At 47.5% G+C, this 16,711-nt stretch carries 18 protein-coding genes; 9 read left to right on the forward strand and 9 right to left on the reverse strand.

Annotated features, from left to right (window positions below; all coding sequences use genetic code 11):
- Positions 1 to 44: 44 nt before the first annotated feature.
- Positions 45 to 1,628, reverse strand: a complete 1,584-nt coding sequence (locus ACN0R1_RS19910) for a hypothetical protein (RefSeq protein ID WP_417585928.1) — start codon at positions 1,626 to 1,628, stop codon at positions 45 to 47.
- Between the two features lie 351 nt (positions 1,629 to 1,979).
- On the reverse strand, positions 1,980 to 3,359 hold the full coding sequence (nirK, locus tag ACN0R1_RS19915; RefSeq protein ID WP_417585929.1) for a copper-containing nitrite reductase: 1,380 nt from the start codon (positions 3,357 to 3,359) through the stop codon (positions 1,980 to 1,982).
- A gap of 474 nt (positions 3,360 to 3,833) precedes the next feature.
- On the opposite strand from nirK, the gene ACN0R1_RS19920 reads away from it, so the two are divergent.
- The 5 genes from ACN0R1_RS19920 to ACN0R1_RS19940 all read left to right on the forward strand — a co-directional run bounded on the left by ACN0R1_RS19920 (position 3,834) and on the right by ACN0R1_RS19940 (position 8,748).
- Complete coding sequence (locus tag ACN0R1_RS19920) at positions 3,834 to 4,049, forward strand: VF530 family DNA-binding protein (protein WP_417585930.1); 216 nt, start codon at positions 3,834 to 3,836, stop codon at positions 4,047 to 4,049.
- Positions 4,050 to 4,089: 40 nt separating this feature from the next.
- Complete coding sequence (locus ACN0R1_RS19925; protein WP_417585931.1) at positions 4,090 to 4,620, forward strand: GNAT family N-acetyltransferase; 531 nt, start codon at positions 4,090 to 4,092, stop codon at positions 4,618 to 4,620.
- A gap of 496 nt (positions 4,621 to 5,116) precedes the next feature.
- A complete protein-coding gene (locus tag ACN0R1_RS19930; protein ID WP_417585932.1) occupies positions 5,117 to 7,357 on the forward strand; it encodes an EAL domain-containing protein in 2,241 nt (746 codons plus the stop codon).
- 36 nt (positions 7,358 to 7,393) lie between these two features.
- Complete coding sequence (gene arfB / locus ACN0R1_RS19935; protein ID WP_151055781.1) at positions 7,394 to 7,807, forward strand: alternative ribosome rescue aminoacyl-tRNA hydrolase ArfB; 414 nt, start codon at positions 7,394 to 7,396, stop codon at positions 7,805 to 7,807.
- A 71-nt stretch (positions 7,808 to 7,878) separates the two neighbouring features.
- The gene (locus tag ACN0R1_RS19940) at positions 7,879 to 8,748 is read left to right on the forward strand and encodes an ankyrin repeat domain-containing protein (protein ID WP_417585933.1); all 870 of its coding nucleotides are present in this window, start codon (positions 7,879 to 7,881) and stop codon (positions 8,746 to 8,748) included.
- Here the strand turns inward: ACN0R1_RS19940 and ACN0R1_RS19945 are convergent.
- A complete protein-coding gene (locus tag ACN0R1_RS19945) occupies positions 8,742 to 9,698 on the reverse strand; it encodes an AraC family transcriptional regulator N-terminal domain-containing protein (RefSeq protein WP_417585934.1) in 957 nt (318 codons plus the stop codon). The genes ACN0R1_RS19940 and ACN0R1_RS19945 overlap by 7 nt on opposite strands.
- 222 nt (positions 9,699 to 9,920) lie before the next feature.
- Between ACN0R1_RS19945 and ACN0R1_RS19950 the strand changes: the two genes are divergently transcribed.
- A complete protein-coding gene (locus tag ACN0R1_RS19950) occupies positions 9,921 to 10,661 on the forward strand; it encodes an SDR family oxidoreductase (RefSeq protein ID WP_417585935.1) in 741 nt (246 codons plus the stop codon).
- A gap of 321 nt (positions 10,662 to 10,982) precedes the next feature.
- Here the strand turns inward: ACN0R1_RS19950 and ACN0R1_RS19955 are convergent, their stop codons facing one another.
- The gene (locus ACN0R1_RS19955; protein ID WP_417585936.1) at positions 10,983 to 11,270 is read right to left on the reverse strand and encodes a hypothetical protein; all 288 of its coding nucleotides are present in this window, start codon (positions 11,268 to 11,270) and stop codon (positions 10,983 to 10,985) included.
- Entirely contained in the window at positions 11,251 to 11,520 is a 270-nt protein-coding gene (locus ACN0R1_RS19960) for a hypothetical protein (protein WP_417585937.1), read from the reverse strand. Before ACN0R1_RS19960 ends, ACN0R1_RS19955 begins: the two co-directional genes overlap by 20 nt.
- A gap of 257 nt (positions 11,521 to 11,777) precedes the next feature.
- Here ACN0R1_RS19960 and ACN0R1_RS19965 point away from each other — a divergent pair, with 257 nt between their 5' ends.
- Complete coding sequence (locus ACN0R1_RS19965; RefSeq protein WP_417585938.1) at positions 11,778 to 12,743, forward strand: D-2-hydroxyacid dehydrogenase family protein; 966 nt, start codon at positions 11,778 to 11,780, stop codon at positions 12,741 to 12,743.
- Between the two features lie 29 nt (positions 12,744 to 12,772).
- Here the strand turns inward: ACN0R1_RS19965 and ACN0R1_RS19970 are convergent, their stop codons facing one another.
- Positions 12,773 to 13,306, reverse strand: coding sequence for a DUF4124 domain-containing protein (locus ACN0R1_RS19970; protein ID WP_417585939.1), 534 nt, complete (start codon positions 13,304 to 13,306; stop codon positions 12,773 to 12,775).
- A 103-nt stretch (positions 13,307 to 13,409) separates the two neighbouring features.
- Here ACN0R1_RS19970 and ACN0R1_RS19975 point away from each other — a divergent pair, with 103 nt between their 5' ends.
- Positions 13,410 to 14,018: a class I SAM-dependent methyltransferase gene (locus ACN0R1_RS19975; RefSeq protein WP_417585940.1), complete on the forward strand. Its 609-nt coding sequence runs from the start codon at positions 13,410 to 13,412 to the stop codon at positions 14,016 to 14,018.
- Positions 14,019 to 14,109: 91 nt separating this feature from the next.
- On the opposite strand, the gene ACN0R1_RS19980 is transcribed toward ACN0R1_RS19975, so the two are convergent.
- The 3 genes from ACN0R1_RS19980 to ACN0R1_RS19990 all read right to left on the reverse strand — a co-directional run bounded on the left by ACN0R1_RS19980 (position 14,110) and on the right by ACN0R1_RS19990 (position 15,981).
- Positions 14,110 to 14,652 carry a hypothetical protein gene (locus tag ACN0R1_RS19980; protein ID WP_417585941.1) on the reverse strand — a complete coding sequence of 181 codons (543 nt, stop codon included), beginning with the start codon at positions 14,650 to 14,652 and terminating at the stop codon, positions 14,110 to 14,112.
- Between the two features lie 635 nt (positions 14,653 to 15,287).
- Complete coding sequence (locus ACN0R1_RS19985) at positions 15,288 to 15,548, reverse strand: AbrB/MazE/SpoVT family DNA-binding domain-containing protein (protein ID WP_417585942.1); 261 nt, start codon at positions 15,546 to 15,548, stop codon at positions 15,288 to 15,290.
- A gap of 199 nt (positions 15,549 to 15,747) precedes the next feature.
- The gene (locus ACN0R1_RS19990) at positions 15,748 to 15,981 is read right to left on the reverse strand and encodes a type II toxin-antitoxin system Phd/YefM family antitoxin (protein WP_417585943.1); all 234 of its coding nucleotides are present in this window, start codon (positions 15,979 to 15,981) and stop codon (positions 15,748 to 15,750) included.
- Positions 15,982 to 16,154: 173 nt separating this feature from the next.
- On the opposite strand from ACN0R1_RS19990, the gene ACN0R1_RS19995 reads away from it, so the two are divergent.
- On the forward strand, positions 16,155 to 16,499 hold the full coding sequence (locus ACN0R1_RS19995; RefSeq protein WP_417585944.1) for a hypothetical protein: 345 nt from the start codon (positions 16,155 to 16,157) through the stop codon (positions 16,497 to 16,499).
- Positions 16,500 to 16,711 lie beyond the last annotated feature (212 nt).

Genomic DNA, 16,711 nt, shown 5'->3' on the forward strand with positions numbered 1-16,711 from the left:
TCCATACATTGAATTTGATGGAGTTAGTTTGAAGCGGTTACATTCTAAATTGTAGGTGCTGATTCTTTGGCGCTTACATCCAACTCAACGGTTCCCTGTGGAGCCGGTAGTTCATCTATCGCGAAGATCGGCTCACCGGTCTGACGATTCAGCACATACACATCGCCCTGCTTGGTCGGTACGACGAGTGCCGGTTGCAAGCCGCTTGCGGTATCCAGATCAATCAGCGATGGCTGGGCCGGTGTATCCATATCCCACAGGTCATGGTGCACAAACTGTTGCACCCAGACCACCTGACCGGTATCCAGACTCAGCGCCACCACGGAGCTGGCATATTTTTCATCATGCTCAGTACGATACCAGCCAAGCTGATCGGGTGTCCGGTTGCCCATCGGGAAATAAATCAGCCCCAGGTATTCATCGGCACTGGCTATGGCCCAACTGTTGGGCGAGCTGGGCGTATAGACCTGATCCGGTCCGATCGGTGCGGTATCCTCAGGGTTGCCGGAATCCCAGTTCCACACCAGCTCAGCGGTTTTAGCGTCATAGGCACGAATGACACCCGACGGTGAGTTTTTGTCGTAGTTATCGTTCACTGAACCCGCCACGATGACCAAACCATTAGCTACTACGGGTGGCGACGTGGAGTAATAGAAACCGGCTTGCTTGAACGGCATATTATGGATCAGATCGAGTTCACCGTTTTCACCAAAGTCAGCGCAGCGTGCGCCGGTGGCTGGATCAATGGCAATCAGACGGGCGTCAGAGGTCGGCATATAAAGGGTGGCATCACACTGCACTGCGGCCTGGGTTTCGGCAGCCACATCCAGCCTCTCAGCGGAGGGAACCTCTCCTGATGCCGGTGGCAGATACGACACACCGCGACAGGTCTGATGCTGACGCTGGCTTTCCATCGGCACCTGGGCATCATAGACCCAGCGCTTGGTGCCTAGGTCGGCATCCAAGGCCACCAGCCAGTTGTGTGGTGTACACAGATACAGCGTGTCGCCGATTTTAAGTGGCGTCGCCTGATAGGTGGTTTCACCAATATCGTCAGGGCGCTTCATATCCCCGGTGCGATACTGCCAGACCTCTTCCAACTGCCCGACATTCTGGGGTGTGATCTGATCCAACGGCGAATAGCGCTGCCCCATGTTGGTTCGCCCATAGGCATACCAGCTGGCTTCAGGCGCTTCCCCCAGGTTCGGTGACTCACTGTCCACCTGCATATCGAGAGTGCCTGAGAATTCATGCGGCTTGGCCCATATGCTGCCCAGTAGTATCACCCCCAGCACGAGCCAGACAGGAAACAGTACTTTGCGCCCGCCCCTGTCCGCCACGTTGGAAAACAACAACGGGATGGCCAGCAACATAAACAAGCCCATACGCGGTGCCAACGCCCACCAGTCATAGCCAGACTCCCACAAGGACCAGATCAGAGTGACCACCAGAAACAATGCAAATAACGGGCGGGACAGCGCATGGCGTTTAAAGCCCAGCCAGGCATTGAACAGCAACACAACGCCGGCCAGCAGATAATAGAGGCTGCCGCCAAGACTGAGCAGGTAGACACCACCCGCCGTCAGCGCCAGCCCCGTCAACGCCACTAGAATCGAAAATAACAGCATAAGCTTCACTCATATATTGAGTTACATATAATTGATGCTAGCGGTAAGACACCAGGCTATAGAGTGCCTACGAACTAACTGGCTTTTTACTATAGACGATAAGGTAGTTTGGTTTTGTGTGGTTACGCACATTGAGAGATAAGGATGGGTAATCTGTTCGAATTCAAGCACTAACCCGCTGGTTGTAACTGATAAAAGATGAACACAAGAGCAAATCGGCTTAACGTACCACTCAGCTAGTATATTTTTTTATTATGCGCAGCAGGATACCAGCCAAGCTGATTTTGAAAAGCCCCCTGATCCGAAGACCAAGGGGGTTGTTGTTACCGATAGCTAACTTACCCTGAAAAATCAGTGGTCGCCGATATCCTTACCGTGTGCGTCAAAGACACTGCTATCAGCCTCGCCTTCGACAGTCAGGAAACCCGCCAATCCGCGTTCAGCCCGTGACAGAGCATGATCGACCAGGATGTAGCGGCCTGGGTAGTCGACCTGGAACTCGACCATGGTGGAACCACCGGGTGCAACTGTGGTTGTCTGCACATTGTGAAGTGGCGGATCGGTCAGGGCACCTTCGTGATAGACACGATCAAAGATCTCCCCTATCACATGGAAGGAGGAGGTCGCATTCGGCCCACCGACACCGAAGAAAATCCGTACCGTTTCCCCTACCTGTGCAGTCATGTTGTGAATGCTCTTGAGTGAGTTTACCGAGCCATTAAAGATCATGTACTCGAAATCCTCATCAAGCAATTTATCGATTGAGAAGGACAGCTCACCTCTGGTACCAAAATCCTCTGTAGTATATAGCTCACCCTGCATGACATAGAATTCCTTGTCTACCGGATCAAGGCCACCCTCGGGTTCGACCAGAATCATCCCGTACATACCGTTGGTAATATGGTGCGCCACCATTGGTGTTGCGCAGTGATAGACATAGAGCCCCGGTTGCAATGCTTTAAAGGTGAAGCTTTCGGTCTGACCCGGAGCCGCCTGGGTTACAGCAGCACCACCACCGGGTCCGGTTACAGCATGAAAATCCACCGAATGGATCATCGTGGAGCTTTCGGGATTTTTCAGGTTGATCGTGACGGTATCACCTTCACGCACGCGCAGAAAAGGCCCGGGCACAGTACCGCCAAACGTCCAGAACTTATAGCTGCTACCATTATCAAGTTTGCCAACTTTTTCCATAGTTTCCAGCGTGTACTCCAGGGTTGTAGGGCCACGATCTCCGATGGGATCAGGCAGATCCATTGGTGACAGCGTCAAATCCTCGGCATCAATATCGGGCGCTACTCTCCCCTCTCCGACAACTATCAGCCCTTCCATGCCTGCAGGTCGGTGACCAGGCACCGAACACCAATAAGCAAACTCACCATCCTTGTCAGCACGAAACGCAAGTACCGTACTTGATCCCTGCCCTGACACCTGATCTGATTTGGCGTTGTTGAAATCCGGCGCAACGATATCATGCAGAGCACCGTCACCATTAATCAAATTGATCTGCACCATCGCACCCGATTTAACATTCAGCGTGGGGTTGACCTTGCCATCAATCTCACCGCCCTGGCCAATATAGACCAAACGGCCATCGGCGATTGCAGTTCGTAAGGTAAAGGTCACATCAGGGGTGTACTGTGCGGTGGCATCATTAGCAGCCGTAGTCACCCATGGCGTGAATAAAATTGCTACGAATAGTAGCAAGTAGTTAAGGGTTTTAACTCTCATATACTTCTCCTGCTGGATTACCAGAGATTCGGCATCAATCAAGGAGGCACTAGAATGGGGTGATTCAATAGTCTAATGGAGCATTAATTTTTCTGTAACACCAATATCTCTGTAAGAGTTTAATCTAGTAGAAATATATCAAAAAGCAAAAAACTTACATTAAGTATTAAAATTTTATCCATTTATTAATACAACTTATCTAAATTAGATAATCTTTAATAGTTAATTATTAGCCAGGCCCAATAATAAGGTAACGCTATATATAATAACCATAAATTAACACATTGAATATAAGCAATGAGGTTATTTTGTTTTATCTACCACTACACTTTTGCAAGGAAAATCGGATAAACTTGTCATTATTCTGGATGTTGTATGTACCTTAAACATGGACATTATTTAGGCTCCATCAAAATATTATTTCAAACTTCATTCCAGTGATCATCCCTACCCTTGCAGCAACAGGAAAAATCAATGAGCCAAGAACAACCCAACAATCCTTTACATGGATTAAATCTGGAAAAAATACTCACCCGCCTGGTGGAGCATTACGGCTGGGATGCTTTATATGCGCAGATCAACATCAACTGTTTTCACAACGAGCCATCCATTAAGTCATCGCTGAAGTTTTTGCGCCGAACGCAATGGGCCAGAGATAAGGTTGAAGCGTTGTATATTGATACCTTTTGAGCCGAAGAGCCGGAATGAGCTATCTATAAGGAAAAACTCAGTGCAACTATTTGAAACAGAAAGGCTCACTGCAAGACAACTCGGCCATGAGGACCTACCGGCCCTCACCGAGATTTTGAGTGATCCCGAGGTTATGAAGTATTCAGTTCGCGGGGTCTGTGACGAGAAAGCCACCAGCGAGTTTATTGACTGGTGTAGAGCCTGTTACTCATCGCATGGAATCGGCCCCTGGGCGTTGTTGGAGAAAAGCTCAGGTGACCTGGTTGGTTTCTGTGGCGTCAGCCCTGAATTAGTCGGGAATGTTGAGGAATTTAATCTGGGCTATCGGTTAGGACGAAGATTTTGGAATCAAGGTTTCGCGACCGAAGCTGTCAATGCTGTTACTGATTATGCGTTCGAGCAAAAACACTGTGAATCGGTAGTTGCCATCATCGAACCAGAGCATGTGGCGTCAGTTAGAGTATCCGAGAAAGCAGGTTTCCATGATTACACAATTCGCGAATTTCATGGTCGGCCAGTGCGGCTGTATCGGATGACCTGCCAGGATTGGCGCAGGATACATATAACTTAATGCCTGGCTTATGCAGCGTGGGACGAACCTGAAGCTATTGCTTTGGCGACATCGTTGGGAGAAGCGCCAAGTGCTAAAAGTGACTTCATGATCAGATCTATGGAAACACTCGGATCTCCAGCCTCCATTTTTGCTATGCGGGACTCATGGCTTGTCCTTTGGGCTCATGGAATACACTACATGTCAGATATGATATACATACAAGTGAGTGAGTTTGCTAAGTTCAGGCTGCCTGACAGGATTAGTGAGCACAAGGCATGTCTTGGGTTGCCTGTGTTTCAAAGTTCAGGTAGCTGGGGTTGGTCCAGTCCATCTGGACTTGGTATTGTCATGGTCATTATCTTTTGGCTTGGGGTTTGGCTATGCCTAGGTTATCTGGTAGAACGCCTAGTCAAACGATAAACCAAAAAAGCACTATACTCAGTACTGGACCCTCTGTCGCAAACGCCTGCATGGGAAGTTAGCTCTGCGCCTATTTATTCACGCTGGTATATTGTTGTTGCTGTTATCCGCCCATGCCGGAGCTTACACTGTACCCGCGGATTTCACTGGTTCACCTGATTACATCACTGAACCGCTGCTCACAGCGGTTGAAGGTGCTGAGCGTCTCACACCCGAGCAAGCACTTGATACGCTAAATTTCAGCAACCTTCACTTTCGACAATCCAGCGACATCTCCGCCGAGGCTTACTGGCACAAAATCGAGTTTTCGCCGGTACAGGCACCCACCAAACTGATTCTGCGTCTTAGCAACATCATGATTGATGAGTTGGATTTCTATCTGATTCAGGATGGTCAGATAATACGTCACTGGGTGCGTGGAGATACCCAGAGATGGACTCCAGAGGCGCCCTACGCCAGCATTTGGTTTCCTATCGATCTGCCCCCCGACACCGAAAGCCTGGTGCTGATCAGAAAAGCCAGTGACGGGCCCTTACTGCTTCCGCTACGCATAATGAGTCCACAGCAATTTGACCGGCAGACCGAGCTCAGCTTCAAGATCTGGGCAGCGGCGGCGGGCGCTCTGTTGATATTACTGCTCCATAATACGGTCACCTTTCTACTCTTTCGCCACCCGGCCTATGGCTTTTATATTCTGTTTCATCTGATTGTATTTCTCAGTCTAGGCGTGAGTCAGGGATTCGGGCCCTGGTTGTGGTCGATGGCGTTCAATCAATTCCTGGCGTCAATCATCTTGACCCTTTACACACTATCGGCCTGGAGCATTTTCCACTTCAGTCTGCAGTTCCTGCAGATACGCACCCGTTTGCCCCGTTGGTGGCGTTATCGCCGCCTAGCAGATCTGGCCTTCGCCACGGCGGTACTGATCAGCCTGGTCATACCTGAAAACTATTACGCTACTCCTTTTTCCATCCTGCAGGGAGTGGTTTCAATTCTCAGTTTATACTGGGGAATCACTATTCTACGTCGTGGTTTCACCCCGGCAGGCTTGTATCTGGTTGCTTGGTCTTTTTTCATTGTCGGTGCTGCAATCGGCGCGATGGTATTTCGCAACCAGCTACCATTCAACAGTTTCACCGAGCATGCTTTGCTTATCAGTACGGTCATTGAACTACTGTGCTTTTCATTCAGTCTGACACAGCGAGCTCAGCATTTAGAAACCGAAAAAAATCAACAATTGATGACCAATCCTGACTCGGGTTTACCCAATCGCAACTACTTTCTCAACCATCTGCACCACCAGGAGGCGTTACCGAATCTGTCGGTCCATCTGGTGTTGATCCAGCTGTCAGGCATTACTGAACTTAGCGAAGCGGTTGGCCCAGGCAGCGCAGTGAAAGCCACAGCGATCCTTGCCAAGCGGGTCAATCAGGCGCTTGAATCTGAGCCCTGCGTTATAAGGCATCACCTCCCCAATCTCAGCCAGGCCAGGCTCATCGATATGGATCAGGGGATTCTGATATTTCTTTGTCATCAGACCACTAGTCCGCAAGAGGTCATTGAGCACCTCGAACCAGTCCTACATCGAACCATCCACCTGGAGCAGATAGAGTTCCAGCAACTTTTCTCCATCGGCGTCGCGTCAGGTAGTTTAAATGATTTGGATATGACAACACTCTATCAACATGCACAACTGGCTGCCCGAGCTAACTGGCGTTCCAATCATCTCTGGAATCAATACCAGCAGGATCTACAGCTGCATCAACATAAGCAATTGATGCTGGTGGCTGAGATGAGTAAAGCGATAAGCAATGGCACCACGCTCGCCATCAATATTTCAGCCCGTGACCTGCTGCAACAGAACTTTGCTTCCGGGTTGATCGAGTTGTGCCGCGAATATGGCATTTCACCCCGAAGTCTTGTGCTGGAAATTACTGAAACCGCCGTCATCAGCGATAGAGACCTTGCTGTAGACAATGCCAGCCTGCTTAGGTCGGCCGGTTTCAGCCTGTCTATTGATGATTTCGGTGCCGGCTACAGCTCGATGCAGAATATCAATCGCCTGGCTCCTGAAGAGATCAAGATCGACCGGCAGTTTGTCTCCGATCTGACCAGCAATGAAACCCACCAGACACTGTGCCGTAGCCTGATCCACCTGAGTAGGGATCTGCACACGCATGCCACCGCTGAAGGCATAGAAACACAAGAGCAACTCGATCTACTCAAATCCTGGGGTTGTCACTCGGGCCAGGGATACTACCTCTACCGCCCCATGCCGCCGGATGAGTATTTGAGTCTATTAGTAGCTTCAACTGACGAGGACAATTACACTTGAGTAAGCGACAAACCCAATATTAACCAAGAGGCTCTTTTGCTAGAAATCACCGAAAACACTCAGTTGGCAGACTGGGAGATCGAGTTTCAACCGATTCGTGCTCAGGGTGCGGGTGGGCAAAACGTTAACAAGGTCTCATCTGCCGTGCATTTGCGCTTTGATATCCAGCGTTCGTCATTACTGCCCTTCTATAAGGAGCGTCTGCTGAGCTATTCCGATCAGCGGATCACCCAGGATGGGGTCATAGTGATCAAAGCCCAGCGCTTTCGTACCCTGGAAATGAATAAGGAAGATGCCCTGCAGCGGCTGAAGGAACTGATTCAGCAGGCCATCAAACCGGTCAAGTTACGCCGTGCCACCCGACCCACCAAAGGTTCACAGCGCCGCCGTGTGGATAACAAAACCCAGCGCGGTAAAACCAAGTCACTGCGTAATAAAGTGGATTTTTGAGTAGCAGCACATGACAGTTGTGAATTTACAAGCCTATGGAATAGGATTAAAAATCTATAAAAGGAATTAAAATGAAGCGTTTTTACCACCCTTTTGTTGTGCTAGGGTTCGTAAGCACCATCTTTAGTGGCTCTGTGTTTTCTGAGCCGCGGGTTGCCGAGCATGATAAACACCAAAAATTTCAGTTGGAATATGAAGCGTTCAAACAACAAAAAGCGGATGAAATTCAAGCCGTAATAAATTATCACACTGATCATGAATTGCCTTTAGCTGATGCGAACTATAGCTATGTAGTTCCACATAAATCGGAAACACTAGAATATCCACTTATATTTGAAGTCGTTATGTTTGGCACCCCAGAGCAGTTGAATACACTGATTGCAGCCGGTGCTGATGTAAATGCCTTATTTCCTGGAGAAATACCAAGAACGCCTATTTATTTTTCAAACAACGCAAATAGAACCCCTAATGGTTGGCTTGAGTGTAGACCTGAGCAGGCCAAGCAGCTGTTATCGGCTGGTGCAACGTTAGATCTTGAACAAATATCATCTACCAGCAATAGAGTTAATCTGCTGGGAGACTTAACAGTCTCTGATATGCCTGGCTGCCCTGAAATCCTTTCCCTGTTAATTGAGAACGGTGCAGATGTTAATATGCAAGATATGTATGGTAGAACACCGCTATCCGACGCGTTGCTATTCAATGGCATTAGCGCTGTTGAAACTTTGCTGGCTGCAGGTGCAGACCCTACCCTTAAAGATATAGCAGGGCTAAGTGTTTTTGAATATGCGCTACAAATGACCTTGCCTTATCTTCCAGAGGAAGATTCAATAGATTCACAGGCTAATACAATCCGCAGGTTTATAGAGTTAGCTATTAATAATAAGCAAGAAGCATACTTTGAATTGAGTCGACAACAGCAAGAAGCCGAAGATCAGTGAGACACAGCGATATCGGCTAGCTGAGTCGGTGGTAACAAATCAAAGCTGGCCTTCATGGTGCGCACCTCCTCTGAAGGGGTGCGTCCGAAAAAGCGCTTGAACTCCCGGCTGAACTGAGACGGACTCTCATACCCAACGCGACCTGCCGCTGCAGCGGCGGTCAGCCCATTACGTATCATCAACAGACGGGCATGGTGTAAACGTGTCGATTTAATATACTGGATAGGCGAGGTTTGGGTTACCGCTTTGAAGTGTACATGAAAGGCGGGAGCACTCATTCCCGCCTCACTCGCCAGGCTCCCGACTTCCAGAGCATCAGCGTAGTTCACATGGATATGGCGTAACGCCTTGGCGATTTTACCAAATTGTCCATAATGGTTAAGTGCTGAGCGAACACTGCCACCCTGCTCTCCCACCAGCACCCGATAAAAAATCTCCCGTACAATCGACGGCGCCAGTATGCGTGCTTCTGCAGGCGTCGCCAGGGCATCCAGCAAACGTAAGGTTGCATCGGCCAGGGTTTCGCACAGCGGGGTAGAAAGCATACCGCGCGGCGGCGCTAATTTGGCACCACCGGAGGCTTCCAGCAGCATCACCAACTCAGCAATGATCACCGCATCAAGACTGATAGCGATGCCCAGCATGGGCTCTTCCTCACTGGCTTCCGTTTCCGAGGTAAAGGGCAAGGGAACAGAGAGCACAAGATAATGCTGGGCATCATAAACATAAACCTCATCACCTAAGTAACCCCGTTTACGGCCCTGGCAAATAATAACGATACCTGGCTCGTAAAGAACCGGGGTGTTTGTAAGCGGACGGTTTGAACGCATAAAGCGCACACCCTCCAGTTGAGACTGCGTATAACCCTGGTGTGGCGCAAGCTGATATAAGCGTTTGACTATCTTGTCATGTACCTTGTCATGTACCGAAACATTGCTATCCAACGTCATACGAGTAACCTCCCCAGACTTTGAAAATAAATTAAAATAGCCAAGAGTCGCTAATACAAGCTATGCAGGCATGAGAGTAATATACATGCTTTTACCTATAAACTAACACGCACTATCAACCATCAAATAGGATTAGGCAAACACGCAATAGGAACGTCGCTATTGCCACTTGCCATTACTGGCTAATCTTCTCCGGGTACTCACCAACAGAAGGATTAGCACATGACAACTTCAACAACCCACTCCCCAAAAGTTATTTTATTGACCGGTGCCAGCAGTGGTATCGGCGAAACGACTGCGCGCTGGTTAGCCAGCCAGGGGCACAGTTTGATCATTGGTGCACGTCGTACCGACAGACTGAAAACCTTGACCGACGCCATTCGTGCAGAAGGCGGCACGGTGGATTATCAGGCGCTGGATGTTACCGACCTTAAGGACATGCAGGACTTCGCGAATTTTGCTCTACAGATTCACGGCCGTATTGATGTGATCATCAACAATGCGGGTGTGATGCCACTATCACCTTTGGCGGCGCTCAAAGTCGATGAATGGAACCGCATGATTGATGTCAACATTCGCGGTGTACTTAATGGGATTGCCGCTGTTCTGCCGACCATGCAGGCTCAGGAGCGCGGCCAGGTGATTAATATCTCCTCCATCGGAGGATTAAGCGTGGTGCCAACCGCGGCGGTTTATTGTGCTACCAAATATGCAGTGCGCGCCATTTCCGATGGCTTACGCCAGGAAACCGACAAAATTCGTGTAACCTGTGTTTACCCTGGTGTGGTGGAATCAGAACTGGCTAATACCATCACCGATACCGAAACAGCCAAGATCATCGATATTTACCGTCAGATTGCCCTCAAACCGGACGCAATTGCCTCGGCCATCGCGCATGTCATTAACCAACCCGAAGATGTTGATACCAGCGATATCGTCGTTCGCCCTACAGCGAGTAACTGATAGCGCAGGCTACCAAGGCACTCAAACAACCAGAGGATGCTGCAAACAAAACAGGTGCAGGCGATCCTGCCCTGACGCAGCCATGAACTAGGTACGGCCAGTGTGCAACTCATTAAAGATCGGGCCAGATTAAGTTTCGGGGGCTCTGGCTGGCTATATGATAAACACCAACACACTAGAATCGGTTTCAATTGAGTCTTTATACCAGAGGGATTAACGTCATAAAAAATAACCGCGAGTATTATATCGCGGTTATTTTGCTAGGCTCTCAGGCTGTTTTCACACAGCCTCCAACAAAGCCCTTTTCGATCAATAACCTGCTTAGGCTGCTACAGCCTGCATGTTTGCTTTTCTTGTGCGACGACGCAATGCAAGCCCACCGAACAGTACGGAACCAAACAGCCATACAGCCGCAGGCAGGGGTACTTCAGAAACATCGGGTGGATAGGAGAAACCAACAGCGAAGCTGGAGATAGCTGAAGTTCCGGTCATGAGAAGGTTATACACAGTATCACCTGTCATGCTAAACAGCGAAGAAACCCGTACATTAGCTGGATTACCACTAGTCAGCACAGTTTCATTCAAACCATCAAAGATAGACAGAGACACAATTAACCAGTGTGCTAGCCACACTGAAATCAACCAAACCCAAAGAGGCGCCTGTTAATTGAGTATCCCAGGACAGTGCAACTGATTCACCAGCGGCAAACTCACTGCCAAAGGTGTATTGAACGGAAGGGACAGTGACCAGTGAGAGGACTCCGCTTCCCGCCGAAGTTGGATTTGTGATGGACACACTTCCTGCCGAAGCAGTAAATGATGCCAGCATCAGCATAGCGCCCAGTAAAAATTTTTTCATAGTTGAATCCTCAACTTTTGCATTTAAATACACTCATGAAATCTAAAGGCTTGTGGGCTAGCCGTTAGTTCTCATGTATACCTTTGATGGTGATACTGTTCTGGAGAAGTGCCAGTTTGTATAACCAACAAGGTGCTATAAGATAGAATTCTGCGGTGATCTAAACAGTGTGCCAACACACTTACACTCAAGAGAATTACTAGACAGGTGCTGAAGCGCTAACAGAAGCCTAGCGCTATAACCCCAAGGAGCGTTTTGTGAAAGTTGCAGTTTTAGATGATTATCAAGATGTTGTGAAGACACTGGACTGTTTCAGTATTCTTAGTGACCATGATGTACATGTTTTTAATGAAACCTACATAGATGCCAATGAGTTAGCGCTTAAGCTTGCAGATTTTGATGCAGTGGTGTTAATTCGTGAACGTACCCAGATCACAGAAGAGCTGCTATCAAAGCTCCCCAATCTCAAACTCATCAGTCAGACTGGAAAAATCAGCAATCACTTAAACCTGGAGGTATGCCATCAGTACGGAGTTTCTGTCGCGGAGGGTATTGGCTCTGCCATTGCCCCAGCAGAACTTTGCTGGGCTTTAATCATGGCTGCTTCACGACATATTCCTGAGTACGTATCAAATCTTTCGCTTTCCCAGTGGCAACAATCGGGTGGGCTTGGATTAGGTCGAACATTAAACGGATTAACTCTAGGTATCTGGGGTTACGGAAAGATTGGCCAACGCATCGCCCAGTATGCCAAAGCTTTTGGTATGTCGGTTCTTGTTTGGGGAAGTGACTCATCAAGAAAGCTGGCTGAAGCGCATGGATTTATGGCGGCTGGCTCGAAGCGCGAGTTTTTTGCTGATTCTGACATAGTGTCACTTCATCTGAGATTAAATGAAGTGACTAAAGGTTGTGTAACTCAAGCGGATTTATCGTTGATGAAGCCAGACTCATTATTTGTGAATACCAGTCGGGCTGAGCTGGTTGAAACCAACGCTTTGTATATCGAGATGCAAGCCAATCCAACCAAACAAGCAGCCTTGGATGTATTCTCGATTGAACCGGCCACCACCGCAAATGAGCCCTTACTATCCTTAGCCAATGTGCTTTGTAGCCCTCATCTGGGCTATGTTGAAAAAGGCAGTTATGAGCTTTATTTCAAAATTGCTTTTGAAAACGTCGTGGCATTTGCGCAAGGAAAACCACAGAATCTGGCTAAGGCTTGATCGAATCAGGCCTTAGGCAAGCGGAGAGTTCAAGGGGCTAACAAAAATAATGCGGCATCTCGCTCAGCCTCCAGCTGGATCCACGCCCTTGCCAAATTTACATTATCCCCCAAATGTTGACGCTGTATCCGCTCTAACCTCTCGTCATAGCGACCGTTAATCACATTCCAGTCTGGATGCAGCACCTCAGCACGCAAGGCCCGTACTTCATTGCGCTGTATCTCGTTTCTAAGACGATCACGAAGTGCCGGTTGATCACTACCCACTAATCGATTAACAATACTTCTGAGATCCTGATATCGGGTTGTGATCAGCTGTTTATCCAGCGGACGCCCCGTATGTCTGGTATGGTTTGGGCTTAATGATCTTGGACCCTGTTGAACACCAAGTGTACCGCCACTGGTAGGCGTGAGGTCCAGTGTGGGTATTTGATGGGCATCCGGACCACAGGGCAAATTTGAAAACACTTTTTGGCCGTTTTCGCCGGTACACCGATAGATTTGGGATAGCGCTTCAGTAGACACCAGCAGCGCAACCAAAAATACAATTTTATTCAATAACATGCTTTAATCATCCCTGACATGAATGTGATGTTTGGTAGTATATGCCATTCACTCTCTATTTGAATATTAGCCGATTGACTTACAAATTTTACAGTCTTAATTTATGAAACCCACTGATATTGGACAAGCTTATAATCAAATCACCCACCTCTGGGAAAGCGAAGGCTTTAACCGGAACAATGGGATCAAGCCGCATGAGAAAGCTATCACTTTCACTAAAAACGCAGGTAAGGCACTGGATATCGGCTGTGGTTGCACGGGCCGCTTTATCGACCTATTGCAGGAGCATGGCTTCCAACCGTCGGGTATCGATGTATCGACTGAAATGATTCGCCTGGCAAAACAGCGCCATCCAGACATTCAGTTTTATCATGCCGATATCTGCACATTCGAACTGCCTGAAAATTACGATTTTATCACCGCCTGGGACAGCATTTGGCATATTCCACTGGCACAGCAGCAACAGGTAATCAGCAAAATTATCAATAGTTTGAATGCTGGCGGGGTGTTCATATTTTCATTTGGTGGTACGACTGATGCCGGTGACCACGTAGATGATTTTATGGGCCCTGAAGTCTACTACTCATCGTTAGGTGTTAATGGATTCCTGAAGTTATTCATGGATTTAGGTTGTATCATCAGACACTTAGAATTTGATCAACACCCAGAATTACACACGTATATGATTGTGGAGCGGTTAGACGCAGGTTGAAATCAGCCGAGTGAATCTTCAAGGTACCTGACCCCATGAAAATAACCGCGAGTTTTATGTCGCGGTTATTTTACCATGAACAATAGCCTGCTTAGACTACAATAGCCTGCCTGTTTGTTTTGCTTAAACGACGACGTAGCGTCAGTCCACCGAGTAGTACGGAACCAAACAGCCATACAGCCGCTGGCAGAGGCGTTTGCGTAACCTCAACCGGATAAGTGAAACCAACAGAGAAGCTGGAGATGGTCGCAGTACCGGTTATGATTAGGTTGTATATAGTGCCGCCATTCTTGGTAAATGGCGCAAAAACCGATGAGTTAGCCGCATTGTTGCTAGTCAATACGGTTTCAACTCCACCCTCAAGGACAGACAGCGTCCAGTTAGCCAGCGAGGAAGACACGCTGAAATTAACCAATCCTTGAGCAAACCCTGTCAACTGGGAATCCCAGGACAGAGTGACAGCTTCATCAGCTTCAAAGAAAGCCCCTCCGAAGATGTATTCACCAGTAGCCGTAGAGACATCTGTGATAAAACCACTTCCCTGTATTATGGTTGGATTAGTGATGGATACACTTCCCGCCGAAGCGGTAAATGATGCCAGTATAAGTACAGCCCCCAGCAATAATTTTTTCATAGTTGAACCCTCAACTTTTGCATTTAATTAACACATAACTTTTAAAAACTTATGGACTAATCGGTAGTTTCCATGCGTACCTATGCTGGTGATACTGCCCCGGCGAAGTGTCAGTTTGTAAAACCATCAAGGTACTATAAGATAAAATTTTGCTGGGCCTGGGTAAGTGCGTTAACACACCTACGGGTATGAACTCTTTAGTAGAGTATCTGGGCACGAACAAATAACCCGCTTTCATCTCAGAAATCCGGTTTTCGTAAACACCGGCTGCCACTGTATACTATGTCCCCCAGCAGGCTAGGCTGCTTTTAAAAAAGACACAGACTCCCGTAGACATGAACAAAAACCAGACACCCGAAAACACAGTAAAAACGCCCACAACACCTGACAACACGCGGGTTACAAGGGCTCGGCGCTTTTCGGTTGCGCCGATGATGGATTGGACGGACGTATAAATCTTAATTTTATTATTCAATTACTTATTAAATATTAGAAAACAAGATAAGGACAAAATAAGGATTAATAATTTATTTTGTCCTTTTGCGATACTCATGAAAACGCAAGAACTAACAAGAAAACCGTAAGATCACGTACCCTGTACGACGTCTGAAATCCCTTCACGAAGAACCTACAATCTACTCGACCCATTCCGTAACCAGTAATGCTGCAACGTTATCAGCATGGGCGGTACGTGCATCCAACCCCTTGAGTAAAGCTTGCTCGGTAAAGGGCAGCTTGAGGTGTTTTGATGCCTTAGCCATAGGTTCAATGACGATACGATTGCCTTTGACCACGATGTTGATTTGACTACCCACCTCAAGGTTGGCATCGGCAAGAATCTTAGAAGGGATGCGAATTGCGGCACTATTGCCCCATCGTTTGATTTGCGTTTCCATAACGATCTCTCCGTTTTTATTGCTAAAAAAGATTTTCACATGACGAGCTTGATCCCTTATGGTGATCATATCGAAGTTCAAATTTCCGGGATATCACAAACAAACACGTAAAATCTCTATGCAAGCCCGGAAAGAGGTTAAGATCTTACGATCTGAGCTGATCTCATCGGGTAAACGGAATGGTCAAGTAGCAATCTTTTCACAACTTGCCCTCAAATCCAGCGATAACATCAAGAGGTGTCTTGTCGAAGTTTTCAGCAAACATTATTTGCCCCTTTAAACGCCCCGGTTTGCGAGGTGTAATATTTTCACGATGCGGCACCAGGTCCAGATACGGTTTACCGGCTTTAGCAATGACTACCGTTTCACCCTCCCATGCCTTCTCCCCAAGCTTTGAAAGCTGGGATTTCGCTTCGTGCATATTCACTTGCATAATGTTTCTCTTAGATCAGCTAGACATAGCTATAAATAAGTTACTGTTTCAGCTGACATCGTCTGATCAATCTTCTGACAAGATAAGCCTCATTAAAATGAAAAGAAATCACAATATATTTTGTTAAGAAAAACTTCATAATTACATGCACTGAAAGCCAGTATTCCATTCATGTGGAGATAGATAACGGTGGAACATTCAAAGTACATGGTCTAGATTTTAATGATCTGGTTCACTCCGACCATGAAGATAGCAACTGGTATGTGCTAAATTACAGAGAAGGTTTAGAGTTCAATGAGTTAGCTCAAAGCGTTAGAAAATATTGCGAACGCCTCATTTCGGGAGATAACATTGTAGATGCAGCCTTTGCCACCTCAAATCCCCATGACTTCCCTAACAGCAGCTTCTTCAATAAGAACAACGTTTACCCTCTAGAACTGGCTTTCTATCAAAAAATGCTGTCACTAGGCTTGAACAGTGAGCATTACCCCTTTAATGTTAAAGAGCAAACCCAATAGCTCATGAGGAGCTCTATCCTCAACACAGAACTGGTTACCAGTTCACTTATGAATACCTTCATTATGAGCACCACCTAAGCAAACTGTTTGGGTCGTGTACACCTATGAGCCTTTATCCTGTCAATAGGCATTAGTTTTTTATTGGCCGCGTCAGCGGCCAATACCAAGTCCCTGAGCCAGTGATCCTACTTCATCTGTCATCGTTGGCTGTG

It is taken from the genome of Nitrincola sp., from assembly GCF_048264025.1.
Lineage (GTDB): Bacteria > Pseudomonadota > Gammaproteobacteria > Pseudomonadales > Balneatricaceae > Nitrincola.

Coding starts and splice junctions, on each gene's coding strand:
- ACN0R1_RS19985 (WP_417585942.1), bottom strand. CDS start 15,548: ATGGAAACGCAAATCAAACGATGGGGCAATAGTGCCGCAATTCGCATC.
- ACN0R1_RS19950 (WP_417585935.1), top strand. CDS start 9,921: ATGACAACTTCAACAACCCACTCCCCAAAAGTTATTTTATTGACCGGT.
- nirK (WP_417585929.1), bottom strand. CDS start 3,359: ATGAGAGTTAAAACCCTTAACTACTTGCTACTATTCGTAGCAATTTTA.
- ACN0R1_RS19910 (WP_417585928.1), bottom strand. CDS start 1,628: ATGCTGTTATTTTCGATTCTAGTGGCGTTGACGGGGCTGGCGCTGACG.
- ACN0R1_RS19945 (WP_417585934.1), bottom strand. CDS start 9,698: ATGACGTTGGATAGCAATGTTTCGGTACATGACAAGGTACATGACAAG.
- ACN0R1_RS19960 (WP_417585937.1), bottom strand. CDS start 11,520: ATGAAAAAATTTTTACTGGGCGCTATGCTGATGCTGGCATCATTTACT.
- ACN0R1_RS19970 (WP_417585939.1), bottom strand. CDS start 13,306: ATGTTATTGAATAAAATTGTATTTTTGGTTGCGCTGCTGGTGTCTACT.
- ACN0R1_RS19980 (WP_417585941.1), bottom strand. CDS start 14,652: ATGAAAAAATTATTGCTGGGGGCTGTACTTATACTGGCATCATTTACC.
- ACN0R1_RS19920 (WP_417585930.1), top strand. CDS start 3,834: ATGAGCCAAGAACAACCCAACAATCCTTTACATGGATTAAATCTGGAA.
- ACN0R1_RS19990 (WP_417585943.1), bottom strand. CDS start 15,981: ATGCAAGTGAATATGCACGAAGCGAAATCCCAGCTTTCAAAGCTTGGG.
- ACN0R1_RS19940 (WP_417585933.1), top strand. CDS start 7,879: ATGAAGCGTTTTTACCACCCTTTTGTTGTGCTAGGGTTCGTAAGCACC.
- ACN0R1_RS19975 (WP_417585940.1), top strand. CDS start 13,410: ATGAAACCCACTGATATTGGACAAGCTTATAATCAAATCACCCACCTC.